At 36.3% G+C, this 21,874-nt stretch carries 18 protein-coding genes; 14 read left to right on the plus strand and 4 right to left on the minus strand.

Features of this window, described 5'->3' with window-relative positions:
* Positions 1-246 precede the first annotated feature (246 nt).
* The 11 genes from inhA1 (at position 247) to VF726_RS00915 (ending at position 13,388) form a co-directional block, all read left to right on the plus strand.
* Positions 247-2,634: a M6 family metalloprotease immune inhibitor InhA1 gene (inhA1, locus tag VF726_RS00865; protein WP_440165160.1), complete on the plus strand. Its 2,388-nt coding sequence runs from the start codon at positions 247-249 to the stop codon at positions 2,632-2,634.
* A gap of 172 nt (positions 2,635-2,806) precedes the next feature.
* Complete coding sequence (locus tag VF726_RS00870) at positions 2,807-4,174, plus strand: aldehyde dehydrogenase (RefSeq protein WP_440165162.1); 1,368 nt, start codon at positions 2,807-2,809, stop codon at positions 4,172-4,174.
* A 245-nt stretch (positions 4,175-4,419) separates the two neighbouring features.
* Entirely contained in the window at positions 4,420-5,403 is a 984-nt protein-coding gene (gene potA, locus VF726_RS00875) for a spermidine/putrescine ABC transporter ATP-binding protein PotA (protein WP_151631215.1), read from the plus strand.
* On the plus strand, positions 5,400-6,248 hold the full coding sequence (gene potB / locus VF726_RS00880) for a spermidine/putrescine ABC transporter permease PotB (protein WP_440165164.1): 849 nt from the start codon (positions 5,400-5,402) through the stop codon (positions 6,246-6,248). Before potA ends, potB begins: the two co-directional genes overlap by 4 nt.
* 6 nt (positions 6,249-6,254) lie before the next feature.
* Entirely contained in the window at positions 6,255-7,055 is an 801-nt protein-coding gene (potC, locus tag VF726_RS00885) for a spermidine/putrescine ABC transporter permease PotC (protein ID WP_048561459.1), read from the plus strand.
* 38 nt (positions 7,056-7,093) lie between these two features.
* Positions 7,094-8,143, plus strand: coding sequence for a spermidine/putrescine ABC transporter substrate-binding protein PotD (gene potD / locus VF726_RS00890; RefSeq protein ID WP_048561458.1), 1,050 nt, complete (start codon positions 7,094-7,096; stop codon positions 8,141-8,143).
* A 58-nt stretch (positions 8,144-8,201) separates the two neighbouring features.
* Entirely contained in the window at positions 8,202-8,849 is a 648-nt protein-coding gene (locus VF726_RS00895) for a phosphatase PAP2 family protein (protein WP_440165167.1), read from the plus strand.
* Positions 8,850-8,958: 109 nt separating this feature from the next.
* Positions 8,959-11,151: an MMPL family transporter gene (locus VF726_RS00900; protein ID WP_440165169.1), complete on the plus strand. Its 2,193-nt coding sequence runs from the start codon at positions 8,959-8,961 to the stop codon at positions 11,149-11,151.
* 101 nt (positions 11,152-11,252) lie between these two features.
* Positions 11,253-11,669, plus strand: a complete 417-nt coding sequence (locus VF726_RS00905; protein ID WP_048526774.1) for a hypothetical protein — start codon at positions 11,253-11,255, stop codon at positions 11,667-11,669.
* Positions 11,670-11,767: 98 nt separating this feature from the next.
* A complete protein-coding gene (locus VF726_RS00910) occupies positions 11,768-12,691 on the plus strand; it encodes an RluA family pseudouridine synthase (protein WP_440165171.1) in 924 nt (307 codons plus the stop codon).
* A gap of 91 nt (positions 12,692-12,782) precedes the next feature.
* Positions 12,783-13,388 (plus strand): DUF1648 domain-containing protein, encoded by a 606-nt coding sequence (locus VF726_RS00915; RefSeq protein WP_440165173.1) that lies wholly within the window; start codon positions 12,783-12,785, stop codon positions 13,386-13,388.
* A 41-nt stretch (positions 13,389-13,429) separates the two neighbouring features.
* Here the strand turns inward: VF726_RS00915 and VF726_RS00920 are convergent, their stop codons facing one another.
* From VF726_RS00920 to VF726_RS00935, 4 genes are all read right to left on the minus strand, one after another.
* Complete coding sequence (locus tag VF726_RS00920; protein WP_440165175.1) at positions 13,430-14,257, minus strand: CAP domain-containing protein; 828 nt, start codon at positions 14,255-14,257, stop codon at positions 13,430-13,432.
* A 452-nt stretch (positions 14,258-14,709) separates the two neighbouring features.
* Positions 14,710-16,038, minus strand: coding sequence for a (Fe-S)-binding protein (locus VF726_RS00925; protein WP_440165177.1), 1,329 nt, complete (start codon positions 16,036-16,038; stop codon positions 14,710-14,712).
* Positions 16,035-17,447 carry a glycolate oxidase subunit GlcD gene (gene glcD / locus VF726_RS00930; RefSeq protein ID WP_440165179.1) on the minus strand — a complete coding sequence of 471 codons (1,413 nt, stop codon included), beginning with the start codon at positions 17,445-17,447 and terminating at the stop codon, positions 16,035-16,037. The genes VF726_RS00925 and glcD overlap by 4 nt, the downstream gene beginning before the upstream one ends.
* Positions 17,448-17,564: 117 nt before the next feature.
* On the minus strand, positions 17,565-18,680 hold the full coding sequence (locus VF726_RS00935) for a CdaR family transcriptional regulator (RefSeq protein WP_440165181.1): 1,116 nt from the start codon (positions 18,678-18,680) through the stop codon (positions 17,565-17,567).
* Positions 18,681-18,816: 136 nt separating this feature from the next.
* On the opposite strand from VF726_RS00935, the gene VF726_RS00940 reads away from it, so the two are divergent.
* Genes VF726_RS00940 through VF726_RS00950 form a run of 3 tightly spaced genes read left to right on the plus strand, consistent with a single transcriptional unit; the run spans position 18,817 to position 21,859 of the window.
* Positions 18,817-19,791 carry a YncE family protein gene (locus VF726_RS00940; RefSeq protein ID WP_440165183.1) on the plus strand — a complete coding sequence of 325 codons (975 nt, stop codon included), beginning with the start codon at positions 18,817-18,819 and terminating at the stop codon, positions 19,789-19,791.
* A complete protein-coding gene (locus VF726_RS00945) occupies positions 19,784-20,455 on the plus strand; it encodes a response regulator transcription factor (RefSeq protein WP_000049882.1) in 672 nt (223 codons plus the stop codon). Before VF726_RS00940 ends, VF726_RS00945 begins: the two co-directional genes overlap by 8 nt.
* Positions 20,456-20,458: 3 nt before the next feature.
* On the plus strand, positions 20,459-21,859 hold the full coding sequence (locus tag VF726_RS00950; RefSeq protein WP_440165185.1) for a sensor histidine kinase: 1,401 nt from the start codon (positions 20,459-20,461) through the stop codon (positions 21,857-21,859).
* Positions 21,860-21,874: the final 15 nt, after the last annotated feature.

Here is a 21,874-nt window from a genome sequence, read left to right on the forward strand (position 1 = left end):
TTTGTAGATAAAACAAAGATAAAATCCCCATTAAATTCCCTCTATGGCGATTATAAAGTTTCTGACAAATATTTTCAATATTTTCAGAAAACATTGTTGAATTGTGATATATTCGTATGCTAACTTTGAAATTTTTACAAATATATTAAAAACATTACATAATATGACTAAATATTGAAAAAATATTGAATTTTTAATAAAATTCAATTTGTAATACATATTATTTATTAGGGGAGGAAATAAGGGATGAACAAGAAACCGTTCAAAGTTTTATCATCAATCGCTTTGACAGCTGTATTAGGTCTTTCATTCGGAGCAGGTGGCCAGTCTGCATATGCTGAAACGCCTGTGAATAAGACAGCTACGAGCCCAGTTGATGATCATTTAATTCCGGAAGAACGTTTAGCAGATGCGCTAAAAAAACGTGGGGTAATTGATTCGAAGGCTTCAGAGAAAGAAACAAAGAAAGCTGTCGAAAAATACGTAGAGAACAAAAAGGGTGAAAATCCGGGGAAAGAAGTAACAAATGGGGACCCACTTACGAAAGAGGCATCTGACTTTTTAAAGAAAGTGAAAGATGCAAAAGCAGATACGAAAGAAAAGTTAGACAAACCTGCAACAGGAACATCTGCAGCGACAGGCCCAGTTAGGGGCGGTCTAAATGGTAAAGTACCAACATCTCCAGCAAAGGAAAAAGCGTACAATGGTGATGTTCGTAAAGATAAAGTACTCGTTTTACTTGTAGAGTACGCTGATTTTAAACATAACAATATCGATAAAGAGCCTGGCTATATGTATTCGGAAGACTTTAACAAAGAACATTATGAAAAAATGTTATTCGGTGATGAGCCATTCGCATTAGAGGATGGAAGCAAAATCGAAACGTTTAAACAATATTATGAAGAGCAATCTGGCGGTAGTTATACAGTAGACGGAACAGTTACAAAATGGTTAACAGTTCCTGGTAAAGCTGCTGATTACGGTGCGGATGCTGCTACAGGTCATGATAATAAAGGACCAAAAGGACCACGTGATTTAGTAAAAGATGCATTAAAAGCAGCTGTAGATAGCGGTATTGATTTATCTGAGTTTGATCAGTTCGATCAATACGATGTAAATGGTGATGGAAATCAAAAGCAACCGGACGGTTTAATTGATCACTTAATGATTATTCATGCAGGTGTTGGACAAGAAGCGGGCGGTGGTAAATTAGGTGACGATGCAATTTGGTCACATCGCTGGACAGTTGGACCAAAACCATTCCCAATTGAAGGTACACAAGCGAAAGTTCCATATTGGGGCGGAAAGATAGCGGCATTCGATTACACAATTGAGCCAGAAGATGGCGCAGTTGGTGTATTCGCGCATGAATATGGTCATGATTTAGGCCTTCCAGATGAGTATGATACAGACTATACTGGTCATGGTGAGCCAATTCAAGCTTGGTCTGTTATGAGTGGCGGAAGCTGGGCTGGTAAGATTGCAGGAACAACGCCAACGAGTTTCTCACCACAAAATAAAGAGTTTTTCCAAAAAACAATTGGTGGTAACTGGGCGAATATCGTAGAAGTAGATTACGAGAAATTAAATAAAGGTATCGGTCTAGCAACATATTTAGACCAAAGTGTTACGAAAACGAACCGTCCAGGTATGATTCGTGTAAACTTACCTGATAAAGATATAAAAACGATTGCTCCAGCATTTGGTAAGCAGTATTACTACAGCACAAAAGGTGACAATCTTCATACAACGTTAGAAACACCGCTGTTCGATTTAACGAATGCAACGAATGCGAAATTTGATTTCAAATCGTTATATGAAATTGAAGCAGAGTATGATTTCCTTGAAGTACATGCTGTAACAGAAGATGGGCAAAAAACGCTAATTGAAAAACTTGGTGAGAAAGCAAATAGTGGAAATGCAGATTCGACAAATGGAAAATGGGTTGATAAATCATATGATTTAAGCCAATTCAAAGGTAAGAAAGTAAAATTAACATTTGAGTACATTACAGATGGTGGTTTAGCATTAAATGGTTTCCTACTTGATAATGCTTCATTAACAGTAGATGGTAAAGTAGTATTCTCTGATGATGCAGAAGGTACACCACAATTTAAATTAGATGGTTTTGCAGTTTCTAACGGAACTGAGAAGAAAAAACATAACTACTATGTAGAGTGGAGAAATCATACTGGGTCAGATAGCGCATTGAAATTTGCTCGCGGTCCAGAATATAACTCTGGTATGGTTGTATGGTATGCAGACTCAGCTTACACAGATAACTGGGTTGGTTTACATCCAGGACATGGTTTCCTTGGTGTAGTTGACTCTCATCCAGAAGCAATTGTAGGAACTTTAAATGGTAAACCGACAATTGACAGTAGTACACGATTCCAAATCGCTGATGCGGCGTTCTCATTTGATAAAACGCCAGCATGGAAAGTTGTATCTCCAACGCGCGGAACGTATACGTATAATGGCTTAGCAGGTGTACCGAAGTTTGATGATTCGAAAACGTATATTAATCAACAGATTCCAGATGCAGGACGTATTTTACCGAACCTTGGCCTGAAGTTTGAAGTAGTAGGACAAGCTGATGATAATTCTGCAGGTGCTGTTCGTTTATATCGTTAATACAGTGAAACTACCGAGAGATTTTCTCTCGGTAGTTTTTTTTGTGAGCAATGAATTTTATATACAAGAAGAAATTATATATAATGTAACTTTACGAATGAAAATTAGTTACATATAAAGTCTATATAAATAATGAAAGAATTAGATAAAAATAGTGAGAGCAGGTGAATGAATGAGTGTTTCTTCTATTGTAAATAAACAAAAGGCATATTTTTATAATGGCCATACGAGAAGTATAGAAGTGAGAAAGAATAATTTGAAGAAGCTTTATGAAGGCATTCAGCGCTTTGAAGAAGAAATATTTCAGGCATTGAAATTAGATTTAAATAAGTCAGTTCATGAGTCGTTTACAACGGAAGTTGGATATGTATTAAAAGAAATTTCCTTTCAATTAAAGCACATTTCATCGTGGAGTAAACCGAAGCGAGTTCGAACAGCACTTACTCACTTTGGATCAAAGGGGAAAGTAGTGCCAGAACCGTACGGTGTGACACTTATTATTGCACCGTGGAACTATCCGTTTCAATTAGCAATTGCACCACTTGTAGGGGCGTTGGCAGCTGGAAATACAATCGTTTTAAAGCCGTCAGAGTTAACGCCAAACGTTTCTAAAGTGCTGACGAGAATGTTAGGCGAACTATTCCAAGAAGAGCTTGTAGCGGTAGTAGAAGGCGGTGTAGAAGAGAGTACAGCTTTGCTAAAGGAACCATTTGATTATATTTTCTTTACAGGTAGTGTGGGCGTTGGGAAAGTTGTCATGGAGGCAGCTGCGAAACAGTTGACGCCGCTTACGTTAGAACTTGGCGGAAAAAGCCCATGTATTGTACATAAAGATGCAAAAATAGACGTAACAGCAAGACGAATTGTTTGGGGGAAGTTTTTAAATGCAGGGCAAACGTGTGTAGCGCCTGATTATATGTATGTGCATGTTTCCGTGAAAAAACAGTTAATTGAAGCGTTGCGATATGAAATTGAGGAGCAGTATGGAAAAGAGCCACTGCACAATGATAATTATGTACGAATTGTGAGTGAACGTCATTTTGAACGTTTATGTACGTTTTTGAAAGATGGTAAAACTGTAATTGGCGGGAGCTATAAAAAGGAAACTTTACACATAGAACCAACAGTGTTAACAAATGTTACATGGCAAAGTACTGTTATGGAAGACGAAATTTTTGGTCCGATTTTACCAATTATAGAATATGAGAATATAGAAGACGTTATTGACACGATTCAGCAACATCCGAAGCCGTTAGCGTTATATGTATTTTCTGAAGATAAAGAAGTACAAAAGAAGGTGACGAGTAATATTTCATATGGCGGAGGTTGTATTAATGATGTTGTCTATCATCTTGCAACACCATATTTACCTTTTGGGGGCGTCGGAAGTAGTGGATTAGGGGGTTATCATGGGGAAGAAAGTTTTCGGACTTTTTCACATTATAAAAGCATTTTAGCCCAATCTACGGCATTCGATATGAAAATTCGTTATTCTTCTACAAAAAGTGCTTTAAAATTCATACGAAAGTTGTTAAAATGATGATGGTGTTTATCAGTAGGCGTAGCCGTATGATAATAGCCCCTTCGCAATGGAAGGGGTTTTTCTGTTCGACATTATGTATCATGCGAAAATGAATCAAACATACTACATAAAGAATAGAAGTGAACGCTTGCTAAATAACCATTTTTGTTTGGATCGAAACAAAAAATAGTCTATAGAACATAAATGTTTATTCATGAATATAAAAATTAAAATTTAAAATTTAAGGTAGATAGGACGGGAAAATGAAAAAGATTATTAAAGTTGAAGCAGTAGAAAAACATTTTGGAAATCAAGTGATTATCCCACCGCTTTCTTTAGATATTAAAGAAGGGGAATTTTTAACAATTTTAGGGCCGAGTGGTTGCGGGAAAACGACATTACTTCGTATGATCGCAGGGTTTGAAACTCCAACTAAAGGGAATCTTTTATTAGATGATGAAAAGATTAACGATTTGCCACCATATAAGCGTCATATGAACCTAGTGTTCCAACATTATGCGCTATTCCCACATATGAATGTGGAGAAAAATATTTGTTTCGGTATGAAAATGCAGAAAGTACCAGCAGCAGAACAGAAAGAGCGTGCTGAAGAGGCAATGCGTTTAACGCAGTTACTTGAGTTCCGTAATCGTAAACCTGCAAAGCTTTCTGGTGGACAGCAGCAGCGTGTAGCAATTGCGAGAGCGATTGTAAATAACCCGCGTGTATTATTACTAGATGAGCCACTTGGGGCGTTAGACTTTAAATTAAGAAAAGATTTGCAACGTGAATTGAAAAACTTACAACGTAATTTAGGAATTACGTTCATATACGTAACGCACGATCAAGAAGAAGCGATGAGCATGAGTGATCGTATTGTCGTTATGAATAAAGGACATATTGAACAAATTGGAACGCCGAAAGAAATTTACAATAAGCCGAAAACGATGTTCGTTGCGACATTTATCGGTGAAAATAATATTGTGAAAAACGGGGAAGGCTATGTAGCAATTCGCCCTGAAAACGTAAAGGTACGTTCGGTTGAAGAGCCGATTTTAAAAGAATACCATCTTGGACATATTGAAGACGTTGAGTTTGTTGGAAATATGGAAAAGCTGTATGTACGTGACGAGAAAACATCAGAATTACTAATGGCATATCAAACTGCTGAAGAAGCAATGCAGTGGAGCATTGGAGATAATGTATACGTAGGCTGGGAGCAAGAGGACGAGGTGACCTTAAATTGAAAAAAGGGAAATTACTCGCACTACCTACAGTCGCGTGGCTGTTAATCTTCTTCCTAATTCCCCTTCTGTTTGTATTGGCATTTGCCTTCATGCAGCGCGGAGCATACGGAACAGTGGAAATGAAATTTACGTTAGAGAATATAGCTCGTGTGTTTGATCCACTATACATGGGAACGTTATGGGAAACTGTTAAGATTGCAGTTATTACAACAGTAATCTGTTTAGTAATTGGTTATCCATTTGCTTATACAATTACAATTGTTGATCGTAAATACCGTTCCATTCTTTTATTATTGGCAACGATCCCGTTTTGGATTAACTTCCTTGTTCGTTCATACGCATGGATTGTTATTTTACGTTCACAAGGTCTCGTAAACACATTGCTATTGAAACTAGGTATTATTAGTGAACCTTTAAATTTACTATATAACACACCTTCTGTAATACTCGGAATGGTCTATTCTTTATTACCATTTATGATTTTACCGGTGTATGCAGCGATTGAGCAGCTTGATAAGCGTAAGCTAGAAGCAGCTTACGATTTAGGAGCAACACCAGCGAAGGCATTTTGGAATGTTACTGTACCAATGACGATGTCAGGGATTGCTACTGGTTCTATTTTAGTGTTTGTTTCTTCTATCGGAATGTTTGTTGTATCAGACGTTATGGGTGGATCGAAAGTAGCGTTAATCGGAAACGTAATTCAAAATCAATTCTTAGGAGCGCGTGACTGGCCGTTTGGATCTGCGTTATCTATGATTGTTGTTCTATTCTCTGTTCTGTTAATTTACTTATATTATCGTGCAACGAAAGTATATAAATATGATGGGAACGGAGGGGAATAGAGAAAGATGAAGAAGTTTTTAGTTTCTTATTCTTGGTTAATTTTATTGTTCTTGTATTTTCCAATGATGGTTTTAATGGTATATTCCTTCAATGATTCTCGCATTAATGCGGAATGGGAAGGTTTTACGCTTCATTGGTATACAGATTTATTTCAAAAGCAAGATGTTATTGATGCGTTTGTAAATAGTATGACGATTGCGATCGTAACGACGATTGTAACGACAGTTCTTGGTGTGATTTTCGCGCTTGCAGTACATCGTTATAAATATCGTTATGAAGGGGCTATTAACGGTCTTGTGTATTTACCAATTTTAATTCCTGATATTTTAATGGGATTATCTTTACTTATCTTATTTAGTCAATTAGGTATGGAACTTGGCAAAACAACAATTATTATCGCGCACATTACATTTAGTATTTCATTTGTTGTCGTTATTTTAGCAGCACGTCTTTCTGGTATGGGACGTGATTTAGAAGAGGCTGCGAATGATTTAGGAGCAACGCCGTGGCAAACGTTTCGTTATGTAACGTTCCCGGCAATTGCACCAGGAGTTGTTTCAGCAGCATTATTAACATTCACATTATCAATTGATGATTTTGTAATTAGTTTCTTCGTATCAGGACCAGGATCAACAACATTGCCATTATACATTTACAGTATGGTTAAGCGCGGAGTATCACCAGAAATTAATGCGCTTTCTACAATTTTAATTGTAGCTATCGTAGGATTAATGGTTCTATCTGAAATCTTCCGTAACAAAGGTGCAGATGGTGAAGAAAACTCTGGAGGACACCTTCCTTTATAATACGAACGATATAGAAAGTACGAGGGGGTAATAAACCGATGAAATTAATGAAAAGATTAGCCGGCGCAGCGATTAGCTTTAGCCTTGTTGCTGGTGTACTTGCTGGTTGTGGTGAAAAGAAAGAAGAGTTAAACATTTATAGCTGGGCTGACAATTTTGATGAGCAAGTGCTAAGAGATTTTGAAAAGAAATATAACGTGAAAATTAACTATGATAAGTATGCAAGTAATGAAGAAATGCTTGCGAAATTACAAGCTGGTGGCGCGAAGTATGATTTAATTCAGCCGTCTGATTACATGGTTAAAACAATGGCGAAAATGGATTTATTAGCGCCGTTAGACAAAAAGAATATCCCGAATATCGAAAATATGGTTTCTAATTTCAAAACACCGGCTTTTGATCCAGAGAATAAATATTCTTTAGTATACACTTGGGGTGTAACAGGGATTGCATACAATAAAAAGTATGTGAAAGAAGCTCCTACAAGCTGGGCTGACTTATGGAATGAGAAATATAAAGGGCATGTAACTTTATTAAATGATTCTCGTGAAGTATTAGGTATGGGTCTTAAGAAAAACGGCTTCTCAAACAGCACGAAAGAAGATGCACAGTTAAAGACAGCAGCAACTGATTTACAGAAGCTACTTCCAAACTTATTAGCATTTGATACAGATAATATTAAACAAAAATTCATTACAGAAGATGCTTGGATCGGAACAGTTTGGTCTGGAGATGCAGCATTTATCGCAAAAGATAATAAAGATGTAGAGTATGTTGTACCAAAAGAAGGCGGCACAATTTGGGCTGATACGTTAGCAATTCCAAAAGGCGCGAAAAACAAAGAGCTTGCAGAGAAGTTTATGAACTACTTATTAGATGAAAAAGTAAGTGTGAAAAACTACGAGTCAATTGGATACAGTAATCCAAATGAAAAAGCTCATCCCCTTCATAGTAAAGAATATCGTGATAACCATATGATTTTCTTAACGAAAGAAGAATTAGATCGTACAGAATGGCTTGTTGATGTAGATGATAAGTTAAAAGACTATGATCGTTACTGGACAGAGTTAAAAACAAAAGGTAAATAGTAAGAAAATGCGGTTTCTAAAGTAGAAATCGCATTTTTTCATAGTAGGAGGAAATCGTTTGAAAAAGAAGTTACATCAATATGAGCTAGTATGTATCGCTTTATTACTTGCTGTATTTGGTATTGTTGCTTGGCGCGTACATGCGGGTGGTGTTACAGTGATGGATACATATGTCCGAGCATTAGTAAAAGGATTACAAACAGAAGATTCGCTTACATTTTTCTCGCATTATACAAAATTAGGGTCTGCCATAGGAATCGTAACTACGCTCGTTATAAGTTTACTTGTTTTTTGGAGAAAACGTTATTATGCTGCGATGATCGTGTATCCAGTTGGTATTTTAGTAACACATCTTGTAAATAAAGGGATAAAGGAAATTGCGAAAAGGGAGCGTCCGTCGTTAAATGAAGCGCTGGATGCACTTGGGTATAGTTTCCCTAGTGGGCATGCAATGTTATCTATTATGACATTCGGGTTTCTTGCTTATATCATTGCCGCTAATTTGAAGAGTGTAACTGGGAAATATGTTATAACGATTTTGATGGGAATCGTAATTGTATCGATTGGATTAAGTAGAGTTATTTTAAATGTGCATTATCCAACTGATATTTTAGCTGGTTATTGCGTAGGTGGTATTTTGTTAATTATGGCGATTTATTGCCATCGTTTACTCACCGAGAGATTGGGACTTAATAAAGAGAGATAAAAAACGTCTGGAAAAACTATCATTATAGTGTTTCCAGACGTTTTTTGTTTGTACGAAGATGTGATACAGTATAAATGACAATTGAATTATTTAAAGTAGGTGAAAATGTGTGAAAACAAATGTACATAAAGTAGATAAGTGGGGGAAGTTAGGCGCTTTTTTGTATCAGTTTCGTTATACGGTAATTGTAGCATTACTATTGCTAGCGATAGGACTCGGTATTTTCGCTCCAAAGTTACCAGGAGTATTAGGTGGTGACGGTTTCCAAACAGAAGGGGACTATCAAAAAACGAAAGAAATTTTAGATAAAGATTTTAAGAGGTCTCAAGATACACTCCTACTCGTTTTTGAAAAAAATAAAGGTGTTTCACATGAGGAATTTCAAAAGCAAGTAGAGGGAATTGTAAAGAATGTACAAGAGAAAGAGACTTATGAATCTTTCCATCACCCAGTGCAAAATAAAGAAATGTTACAAGATGATATCGGCTATGCGACAATTTTATTTTCCGGGAAAACAAATAAGGAACGAATGGAAAAGACGTTACAATTTGCTGATAAAATCGAAAAGGAAAGTAATGCAGCGTTAAAAGTAACGCCGACAGGATTTCCAAAAATTAATCAAGAGATTAATGAAAGAACGCAAAATGATTTGAAAGTAGCAGAGATGATTGGGCTACCAATTGCATTTCTCGTATTACTATTTTCATTTGGTAGCCTTTTGGCATCTATTTTACCAATTGTAAATGGGGCACTTAGTGTTATTAGTACGATGGGCATATTATACTTTATAGGTAGCGATAAGGAACTATCTATCTTTGTGTTAAATGTTGCACCGATGATCGGACTTGCATTATCTATTGATTTTGCGCTATTATTTGTAAATCGCTTTCGAGAGGAAGTTGCAAAGCGAACGGTAAAAGAAGCGATAGCAATTACATATCAGACAGCAGGGCGTGCAATCGTATTTTCAGGATTATGTGTATTTGTTGGATTATCCGGTTTGTTCTTCTTTAAAATTGATTATATTCAGTCAGTCGCAATTAGCGGCATGATTGTAGTGATTATGAGTATTTTATTTTCACTCACACTCCTTCCGGCGCTATTATCATTAATTGGGAAACGGATATTAAAAAAGAATCAAGTAGCGCATACGCCGGCAAAAGCGTGGCGTACATTTGCACAATTTGTAATGAAACATCCAATTGCGATGATTATTGTTGTTACAATATTTATTGTGATTTGCTTATTACCGTTACGTACAGCTAATTTGCAGTTTCCTGACGTGGAAGCTTTACCTAAACAAAGTGATACAAGAATTGCATATGAGAAGTACGAAGAGGCATTTAATGAAACGGCAAAAACACATGCTGATGTTACGTTAGTGATAGAGACGAAAAAAGATATGAAAGAAAAAGAAAGTTTACAAAAGGTAGAAGAAGTCGTTCAAAAGTTAAAAGACGATAAGAAAGTGCATGAAGTAAGAAGTTTATACGACGGATTAACAGGTATGAAAGCAGATCAAGTTGCTGGAATATTAGAGTCGCCAGAAGCAGCGAAACTAGCTCCTGTATTTGAAGTATATACGAAAGGGAATAAGACGACGATAGAAATCTTTCTAGAAACAAAACCACGTACTGAAACTGCTAAACAATGGGTTCGTGATTTTAAACAAAATTATAAAGAAACAGATGTTACGTATTATTTAGGCGGAATGACGACGTTCCAACAAGAGTTAGAAGATGAAATTAAAGATAAAGTTGCAATTGGTATGTCTGTTATATTTGGATCGACCTTTGTTATATTATTATTTGCATTCCGATCTATCCTCATTCCAATTAAGGCAATTATTATGAATATACTTAGTTTAAGCGCAACAATTGGAATTGTTGTTTGGTTATTTGAAGGTGGGCATTTTGGTTTAGAAGCAAGTCCTGTTCTATTTGTCTTACCAATCTTTATTTTCGGCCTCGTATTTGGGCTTAGCATGGATTATGAAGTCTTTCTTATTTCACGTATTCATGAGTTATATGAAGAAACAGGAGATAACGATCAAGCGACGTTAGAAGGACTTGTGTCAACAAGTAGAATCATTACATCCGCTGCACTAATTATGATTGTTGTAACTGGTGCGTTCGCCTTTACTGATATTTTACCAGTACGGCAGATGGGGCTTGGTGTTGCATTAGCGATATTTCTTGATGCAACAATTATTCGTCTTATGCTTGTACCAAGTTTAATGAAATTGTTTGGAGACTGGAACTGGTGGTTACCATTTCGAAAGAAAAGAGAAAAATCATCGTAAAAAATACTCATCTCATAGATGAGTATTTTTTTATGAATAGCAAGACCTACATTTTGCAAATAGTATGTGATAAGAACATTACATATAAGTAGGTGAAGGCAATGTTTCGTTATTTTAAGTTTAAGCTAAATGATACAGTACAGTTTGCAGAGAACGATGGGCATATGTATCGCATTGTCGGTTATCGGTTAGAAAAAGGGTTTTATCCAAAAGATGAATGGACTCATATCATTTATGAGTTGCTTAGAGATTTTGATGGATATACGATGGATGCGGAAGAAGAGGAACTTGTAAAGGTTATTCAAGTAGAGGATGAGTATTACAAAATACAAGAGGTATCGGGCTATCGTTATCCGGTAAAAATGAAGCAAAAGCAACAAGTGATGAAAGTAGAAAAGATGGATGACTTATTAGATACGTATAATGATTATAAAAGGTTGGCGGATTTCTTTAAAGATTTATCGTATGAACAAAAAGCGGAAGAAGTATTACAGGAAATGAAAAAGCGTAGAGCGTGAGGGGCAGTCTATTAGAAGACTGTCCTCTATTTTTGACGGTGCATCAAATTGTATTTTCCGTTACAATGAGAGAATCAATAGAAATAAGGTGATACAGTATGGAAACGAAGAAGAAGGGTGAATGGTGCGAAATTACTGTTCCAGCGAAATGGAATGGTATAAGTATTGAGTCATTATTAAAAATAGAATGGGAAATACCGAAAAAGTTGTTACATCAGCTTCGTATGGAAAAAGGTGTTACCGTTAACGGTGAACAGAGAAGATGGAATGAACTTTTAAAAGAAGGCGATAAGTTACAAGTGCATATGTTTATAGCGGAAGCATACGATGTAGAGCCTGAGTATGGTGAATTACATGTAGTGTATGAAGATGATCACGTACTTATTGTAAATAAGCCTGAGAAGATGGATACGCATCCTGCTGAAAAAGGCGGGACGGGAACACTGGCAAACCTTGTTGCCTTTCATTTTCAAATGCAAGGTTTAGAGACGAAGGTGCGTCATATTCATCGGTTAGATAAAGATACGACAGGTGGTGTCGTGTTTGCGAAGCATAGAATTGCAGGTGCAATTATGGATCGTTTATTAATGGAACGAAAAATTAAAAGAACGTATGCGGCGCTTGTGGAAGGGAAAGTAAAAAAGAAGCAAGGAACAATTGATGCAGCTATTGGAAGAGATCGCCATCATGCGACGAGACGACGTGTTTCTCCAAAGGGAGACCAAGCGGTCACATTTTATAAAGTAGAGAAGTATTTTAAGAACCAAAATGTTACGCTCGTAACGTTACAATTAGAAACGGGTAGAACTCATCAAATTCGTGTTCATATGAGTTATAATGGCAATCCATTAGTTGGGGATGTATTATATGGTGGACAAACGCAATATATGTCCGGGCAAGCATTACATGCGATGAAGATAAAATTCTTACATCCCATTACAAAAGAAGAGATTGAAGTGGATGTACCATTTCCTACAAAATTAAATCATACAATGAAAGAATTTCAAAGAATGAATGCGTAAAGTGTAAGTTTAAATTTGAGAAAAGTAGATTCTTGCAGGAATTTCTCTAAAAGAAGCGAAGCCGTTAAGAGAAAAGAGAGGTGAGAATCACTTGGTCAAATATAAATATATACTAGGAATATTTTTCGCTTGTCTTTTAGTTACTCTATGCCTTTATCCATATTTACCAAACCTTATGGCAGTACATTGGAATGAAAATGGTAGGCCGAACGAGTTTATGAGTAAACAAGTTGTTATAGCGTTTATTCCTTGTCTTATTATGTTTTTACATGGATTCGTGTATATTATTTCACATAATATATATAAGTTGAATGAAGGCGAACATATCATTATAAATGGATTTCTAAAGACAATTACTTTATTTATGTTGTTTATCCATATGCTCATTCTCTTTATTAATTTTGGAAGCGTGATATCTTTTCAGACAGGACTAACAATTGGAATTAGTATATTCCTTTTTATGGTTAGTAAAGGGTTTAAAAAAGTTAAGAGTATGGAAAAAGACCCAATTAAATTACAAAATATCCGTTTAGTGAGTAGGCGGATTTTTCAAGTGATGGCATGTAGTATATTGTTCTCATTGTTTTTGAACTTGGAATGGGGATTTTATGTGTTACTTAGTGTAATAAGTTGTGGCTCTATTTTGTTTATGTTCTACATATTGTACTCATACATAATAGAAAGTTATGAAACGTAAAAAAAGAGTCTTCTCATTATGAGAAGACTCTTTTAATCTATTTACTTCGTAATAAATTGTTGTGTCCAGTAGTTGCCGCTTTCTACATAGCCAACACCGATGTGAGTGAAGCCGTTATTTAAGATGTTTGCACGGTGTCCAGCGCTGTTCATCCAAGCTTGTACTACTTCTTCAGGTGTACGTTGGCCTTGAGCAATGTTTTCACCTGCAGACTTATAAGAAATACCAAATTTCTTCATCATGTCAAACGGAGATCCGTAAGTAGGGCTATTATGATCAAAGTAGTTATTTTTTTGCATATCTTCAGATTTAATACGTGCTACTTTGCTTAATTCAGTATCGATTTGTAATGCTGGTAAGCCTTGTTTTGTACGCTCAGCGTTTGTTAATTCAACAACGCGTTGTTCGAACTCGCTTAAAGATTTTGCTTCTTCAGCAGGCTTTTGCTCAGCAGGTCTTTGTTCAGCTGGTTTTTGAGTATTGTTGTTTTCAGCAGGCTTTTGAGTTTCTGGTTTTTGAACTTCTTCAGCAGGCTTTTGCTCAGCAGGTTTTTGTTCAACAGGCTTTTGAGTTTCTGGCTTAGCTGTTGGTTGCTCAGTTACAACATTTTCAGTTGGTTGTTGACCAGGAATGAAGCAGTTTGGTTGGAAATTTCCTTGTTGCCATTGTGCTAATGACTCAACTCCCATAGATTGTAAGAATGCTTGTAATTCTTGTTGGCTCATTTGCTTCATCATCACTTTAGAATGCTGAATATTTTGAACCTTTATGTTAGATGGTTGTACTGTTGCCGCTTGTGCATCTAAAGAAGATACTCCTAAAGTAAGTGCTGTTGCAGCAGCTACAGATAATAGAACACGTTTTTTCATAATGTTTGCCCCCATATTGTCTATGTTTTTATTTAATTTTTGCCAGCCGTCTAACTGACAAATTCATCGTAGCATAGATTTTGTGAGAAAAAAGATGGAAAAAAATTCATAGACTTAAAATTTACCTAATTTATCCTAAGGGAGGAAAGGGGGAGGAATAAGAGAAACATAGAGTATAAAAGGAATTTTCAGCATTTTTATACTTGGTTTTAAGAGGGTGTTTTTGGATAAATGTACCTATATTGAAAATGAAGAATCCTATTGTATCAATGGTTTGAGCATTTTTTTGAGGAATATACTGGATTGATTTTTACAAAACTGTAATGTTTCTGTTGTTCTTTTTTATAATAAAGTAACATATTTTTAATGTTGTAGCGGACAAAAAAGCGGCTATCTCTTTACGTAGACGAAGGAGATAGCCGTTTTCTTATTATTACGTATGTTACGAGTTATTACGAGTTGGTTTCAATTGCTTCTAATAATAGATCTACAATGTGAATTCCTCTCATTTTATGAGAAAGACCTTCTCGCTCAATGCCTAATTTCATTTGTAATAAACAACCTGGATTTGCAGTAACAATGGTTGCTGCGTCTGTTTCATTCACACGGTCCATTTTGTAATCTAGAAATTCCATTGATAACTCTGAATGAACAATATTGTAAATACCAGCGGAACCACAGCAACGATCAGCGTCTTTCATCTCACGGTATGTTGCGCCTTGAATTGCTTCTAGTAGCATACGAGGTTCTGAAGATGTTCGCATAACATTGCGTAAATGACAAGAGTCTTGATACGTAATAATTTGCGGTGTGAGTCGTAAGTCCTTTCGTTTATGGAAATCTAGTTCTACTAGAATAGCGGTAATATCTTTAATTTTAGAAACGAACTGCTTTGCGCGTTCAGCCCACTGTGGATCGTCTTTTAAAAGATAATCGTAGTCCACGAGGTAAGCTCCGCAACCACCGGCATTCGTAATAATATAGTCGATGTTTAAATCTTCGAATGCTTTTATATTGCGTTTCGCTAGTTCCTTTGCTCCGCTTTTTTCACCAGCATGCCCATGTAATGCCCCGCAGCAACTTTGTGTTTTCGGAATAACGATATCACAACCAGCTAACTGAAGAAGTTTCATCGTTGCGTTATTTGTTTCTAAAAACATTGTATCCATTAAACAACCTGTGAAGAATGCAACTTGTTTCTTCTTTGTACTTTCAGCAGGTAAAAATTCTGGGCGATCTTTCATTGCTTTCATTTTAGGGACTTTTGGTAGAACGAGATCCATCGTTGCAAGTGTTTCAGGGAATAACTTCATAATCCCTGTTTTATGTGTTAGCGTTTGTAAACCAGAACGTTGGTAAAATCCGATTAATCCTGTTAATGTTCTCATTCGATTTTGATGCGGGAATAGTCCTTCGAAAACGACTTTACGAACGGCTCTCACTGGCATTGAGAATTTCTTATTTTGATTTATAATATCACGAGCTTCTTCTAATAAATGTCCATAATTCACACCTGATGGACAAACTGGTTCACAAGCACGGCAGCCGAGGCAAACATTTAATGTATTTTCAACATCTTCATCTGGCTCAATTAAACCGTCAACGACTGCTTTCATTAATGCGATACGTCCTCGTGGTGAGTGAGATTCTTTATATCCAGATTGAATGTAAGTAGGGCAAGTTGGTAAGCAGAAACCGCATCGCATACAGTTTAGTAGTTCATCTTCACTTAATCGTTCTTTAAATTCCTTTTGAATGTTTTCTTTATTTAATGTTGTCATCGCTCAACCACCACTCTTTTACGAGTGTCTTTCGCGAACATCTTACCTGGATTCATAATGTTATTTGGATCGAATGCTTGTTTAATTCCTTGCATAGCAGCAATACCTTCTTTACCTAATTTCATTTCTAAATACGGAGCTTTCATCGCGCCAACACCATGTTCACCAGTAATGGTGCCGCCAAGTTCGATTGCTTTCGCAAATATTTCAGCAAAAGCTTGTTCAGCTCGGTGCATTTCTTCTTTATTACGAGCATCTGTCATACAAGTTGGATGTAGGTTACCATCCCCAGCATGTCCAAACGTACAAATAGGAATATTATATTTTTTTGCAATGGCATTAATAGCTTCAACCATCGGAGCAATTTGTGAGCGTGGTACTGTTGCGTCTTCCAGTATTGTTGTAGGTTTTAATCTTGCAAGTGCTGATAGTGCACTACGGCGAGCTGTCCGAAGTGCATCTGCTTCCGCTTCATCTTTTGCAACGCGAACATCGACTGCGTTCATAGAGCGGCAAACGTGAGCCATTTTTTCAATATCTCGATTGACAACTTCGGGCGGGCCATCTTGTTCAATTAATAAAATTGCTTTTACGTCAGTTGGTAAACCGATTTGTGCAAACTCTTCTACCACTTCAATTGTCGGCTGGTCTAAAAACTCAAGTGTCGCTGGAATGATTTTATTTGCAATAATTGAAGAAACTGCACGTGCAGCTTCATTTATATCTTCATATAGCGCAAGCATCGTTTTTTTCGTTTCAGGCATAGGAACAAGTTTTAATATTGCCTCTGTTACGACGCCTAGCGTTCCTTCAGAACCGATAAATAAACGAGTTAAATCGTAACCAGCTACATCTTTTGCTAATTTACCGCCAGTACGAATAATATCGCCATTTGGTAAGACAAGTTCAAGACCCATCACATAATCACGTGTGACGCCATATTTTAATCCGCGTAATCCACCTGAGTTTTCATTAATGTTACCGCCGATTGTAGAAATCTTCATCGAGCTTGGATCTGGTGGATAAAATAAACCTTTTTCTTCTACTTCTTTAATAATATCAAGTGTAATGACACCAGCTTGTACAGTAATTGTTAAATTCTCTTCATCAATTTCTAAAATATTATTCATATGGCGGAAGATAAGGACGATACCGCCTTCAAGTGGACATGTACCTGCACAAAGGTTTGTTCCAGAACCACGAACATATACAGGAATTTTGTGAGTGTTACATGCTTTTAATACTTGAGCTACTTCATTTGTATTACGAGGAGCAATGACTGCATCAGGCATTGCTTGGAAGTTTGGAGTGGCATCATAACTATACGTTAAACGCCCCATATTGGATGTATCTACATTATCTTCGCCAACAATGGATACGAATGAATGAATAATTTGCTTTTCTAACATTGGAAATCCCCCTCAAACTGTTAACGTATTTAGTCATAATAAAAAACGTTGTAACAGTGCTTTCATTATAATGATAAAAAAGTTGGGGGATTCTTTCTATGTATAATCCACTAAAGATTAATCTATTTTATCATTCTTTTTTGTATGATTATCTAATAAGAGGAGCGAGAAGTATAAAATGTTTAAGTCTTTGAATTGTTTTGGATCAAGTCCTGTATGCTCCTCAATCTTTTTAAGCCTGTAATGCAATGTGTTAATGTGTATATGTAATTGTTCAGCTGTTTGTTTATAAGATTGGTTATAATCAATAAATAAACGTAAAGTGTGCATAAGTTCAGGCGATGATAGTAAGTTTTCGATCGTGCGTCTTAGAAACTGTTCCCGCGTTTCAGCGGAAATATCTTGTAAGCACATTTCTAAACGTAAATCTTCATTAAACACAATCTTTTTCGTTTCAAGTGATACAGAAAGAGCTTGTAATGCTTGTTCGTACGATAAGTTCATATTATTTGGCGTAACGGATTGTCCAATCCCAATATATAAAGGAATAGAAAATAAAGTTTCACAGTCTTGTTTTAATCGGTTTAAAAATTGATATGTTTGCTCTTTAGAGTGTGTGGCTGTAAATAAAATAAATCGATCATTTCCCCAGCGAACAAATAGATGCTCCTTTGTTAATAGATTGCGTACGTGTTGCCAAATTTTGCGCTGAAGCATCGTGTCATTTTGATCGATTGAGAACAAAATAAGTTGTTTCTTCTTATATAAATCAATACCAAGTGTTTTTGCGCGATCGAGAAAGCTTGGAGACCAGTCTGTATTTTGAAGCCAATCAAAGACAAATGCTTCATAAGAACGGTGTTCAAGTTCTAGTTGTTCTAAAAAGTAGTTTTCGTGAATGAGTAGTTCGGTCATTTTACGTAATATTTCTCCGTATTGCGATATATTTTCAGGTTCACCTGTAATTCCAATGACACCAATTACTTCGTCGTGGAATAGTAAGGGAAGGTTCATGCCCGCTTTTACGCCTTGCAAACGTCGTTCATCTTCTTTTGTAATAATGACAGTTTTCTTTTGTTTCGCACAGCGGAGTGCACCTTCATGAAATTGACCGATTCTTTCTACATCTGTACTTGCGATAATAAAGCCTTGTATATTAATAATAATGATATTTTCTTTAATTAGTCTGCGTACTTCTCGTACAATTTTATTCGCTAAATCAGGAAAAAGCATAATTTGCACACCTCAAATTCTATTTGTTGTACATTATATATGTAAATGATGTAAGAAAGGGAAATTTCACACTTTCCACACATTTATTTGTTATTTTACAATTATAACGAAATCATCCGAAGATGGAGGGAATCTTTTGAGAAAGTATGTTTTTCTTCTCTGTTTTTTATTTCTATTAGTAGGGTGTCAAGGAAGTTCATATACACCGATTGCTAAAGATAAAAGTGTTATTATAACAACGAATATAAAAGAAGGTAGTATTAGTTTTGTTGATAAACAAACTAAAAAGTTAATTACGACATGGGAACTTAATGAACCAATGGCAGGAACCCTACTACTTCCAAACGGTGAGGACATACTTGTATATGGCAAGCAGTTAGAGTACATGTATGTATATTCACTAGCAGAAGGAAGGCAAGTGGACAAGTATAAAACGGGAAAAGGTATTGTAAATGTGATTGTATCCGAAGATAAAAAGCAATTATTTGCTGCTGATCAAAAGGCTCAAAAGGTAAGGTTTTTTACGGTAAAAGGGACAGAAACAGGGAGTGTGTCAACCGGAAAAGGACCAATAACGATGGTAGAGCACGATAACCAGTTATCTGTACTAAACTTTTATGATACGAAGTTAACGACAATTGATACAAATAAAAAAGAAGTAATCCAATCCTTTATGATTCCCCCAGCGTCAACGGGAGCGACAATTAGTCCGGATGGGAAAGAAATATGGATTGGCGGGCATGGTGATGGAAATCAAGTGAATGAGAAAGTATTAGTGTATTCTTTGCAGAGCGGGGAAATGGTACGTTCTTTACACGCCCCATTCATGCCTGTGAATATAACGAAGGATAATAAGTATGTATATGCATTGAGTCACGGCTCGAATACACTTAGAAAGTTTGATGTTGGCACGTATAAAGAGGTTGCTTCTGTAGAAGTAGGATCGAACCCATTTGCATTTTTGAAGAGCGGAGCAGAGGGATACGTAGCAAGCTATGATAGTGATGAATTGTGCGTCATGGATATGAAGAATTTGAAAATAAAACAAACAATTAAAGTCGGAAAAGGGCCGTTTCAACTCATAGAGAGAGAAGGGAAGGATAATGAGTAAATACAGGGTACTAGTTGTAGATGATGAAAGTGATATGAGGCAGCTTGTTGGCATGTACTTAGATAATTTCGGGTACGAGTGGGGAGAAGCTGAAAATGGAAAAGAAGCTCTACAAAAATTAGAGACGAATCATTATGATTTCGTTGTACTAGATATTATGATGCCAGAGATGGATGGACTTTCAGTTTGTAAAGAAATTAGAAAGACGTCAGATGTACCAATTATATTTTTAACAGCAAAAGGTGAAGAGTGGAATAGGGTGAACGGCTTACGTATGGGAGCAGATGATTATATTGTAAAGCCATTTAGTCCTGGAGAATTAATTGCTCGTATGGAAGCTGTGTTAAGACGTTATACAAAGCAAGAACAACAAGAGGAGGTTCAGTTTGGACCAATCCTAATTAATGAAAAAAGTAGGAAGATTGAGGCGGATGGTGAGCCGATTTCTCTTACAGTAAAAGAGTTTGATTTGCTCTATTTTCTTTGCCAACATACGGGACAAGTATTTAGCCGAGAGCAATTGCTGGAAAAGGTATGGGGATATGATTATGCCGGAAGTACAAGAACAGTAGATACGCATGTGAAAACGATGCGTTTGAAACTTGGAGAAAGTGGAAACTACATTCAAACTGTTTGGGGTGTAGGATATAAATTTGAGGTGTAACGTATGTTTACGATGGTACAGAAGCTTTGGCTGACAGTAGTATGTGCAGTATTTGTAACAGTTTCCTTTCTTTATTTTGTATCTTTATACTCGTACGAAAAACTATACGTTGATAATTTAAATGATTCATTAGTAATGGAGGGGAAGAGTCTTGCTGCGCAATATGATAAGCGTGAAGGTATATCAACTTTTGAAGAGAAAGTAAGAGCATTTGATCAAATATCTAGTTCAGACGTTCTTTTCGTATCCAACCCACGTGATTTAAGCGCATGCTTACCTTTTGATGTGCATCATCATTCTCTTATAAATGAAGGGGATAGGCAAGCATTATTAGATGGAAAAACTGTGACAAAAATAGGATATGAGGAGCATTTTGACCGGAATATTATGGGAGTTGTCATCCCTGTTTTAGAAAATAAAAAATTAGTTGGTATTGTATATTCTTATATTCCTTTAAAAAGTATAAAAGACTTAATATATGATATGGGCCTTATTTTGGCACCGTTAGCACTTGCTATAACTTTACTGACAATATGGATTGGTAGAAAAATTATTATTGCTATTACGAGACCACTTTCGCAAATGGAACGAGTTGCGAATCATTTGGCTACGGGAGATTTCTCAGAACGAATTACAATTTCTTCTGAAGATGAAATTGGACGATTAGGAAAAGCATTTAATAAAATGGCAAATTCTTTAGAGACAGAAGACGTAAAGCGTAAGGAATTTTTAGCTAACGTTTCACACGAGCTAAGAACACCGCTTAGTTATATAAAAGGATATAGCGAGGCTATTTTAGATGGTGTAGCGAAAGGACCGCAGCAGGAAAAAGTAACACAGCTCATTCATAAAGAAGCAGATCGTATGCAGCGCCTCGTTCATGATTTGTTAGATTTAGCACAATTAGAAGGGGAACATTTTCCGTTAAAGAAACAACCTATCGTTTTTTCACAATTGATTGAAGATGTGCTGGATACGTATGAGATTAAATTTATAGAAAAGAAAATTCGTATTTCAACAAATCTAAATCCAGAAATCATTGTAATGATTGATGAGGATCGCATGCAACAAGTGCTTCATAACGTGTTAGATAATGCGATACGGTATACAAATCAAAACGGGGATATCAATATAACTTTAGAACAAATCGATGATTACTGTGAATTAAAAATAAAAGATACAGGAATCGGTATTGATACAGAGCACTTAGAAAATCTTGGCGAACGTTTTTACAGAGTGGATAAAGCGAGAAGTCGTCAACATGGTGGAACAGGTTTAGGTCTTGCTATTGTAAGACAAATTGTTCATATACATGATGGACAGTGGCGAATTAAAAGTGAAAAAGGGAATGGGACGACGGTTATTATTAAATTGAAAGTACAGGATGGGGGGAGCATGTTCTAATTTTTAGGGCATGCT

This window comes from Bacillus sp. Brlt_9, assembly GCF_051948935.1.
In the GTDB taxonomy this organism is placed as follows: domain Bacteria; phylum Bacillota; class Bacilli; order Bacillales; family Bacillaceae_G; genus Bacillus_A.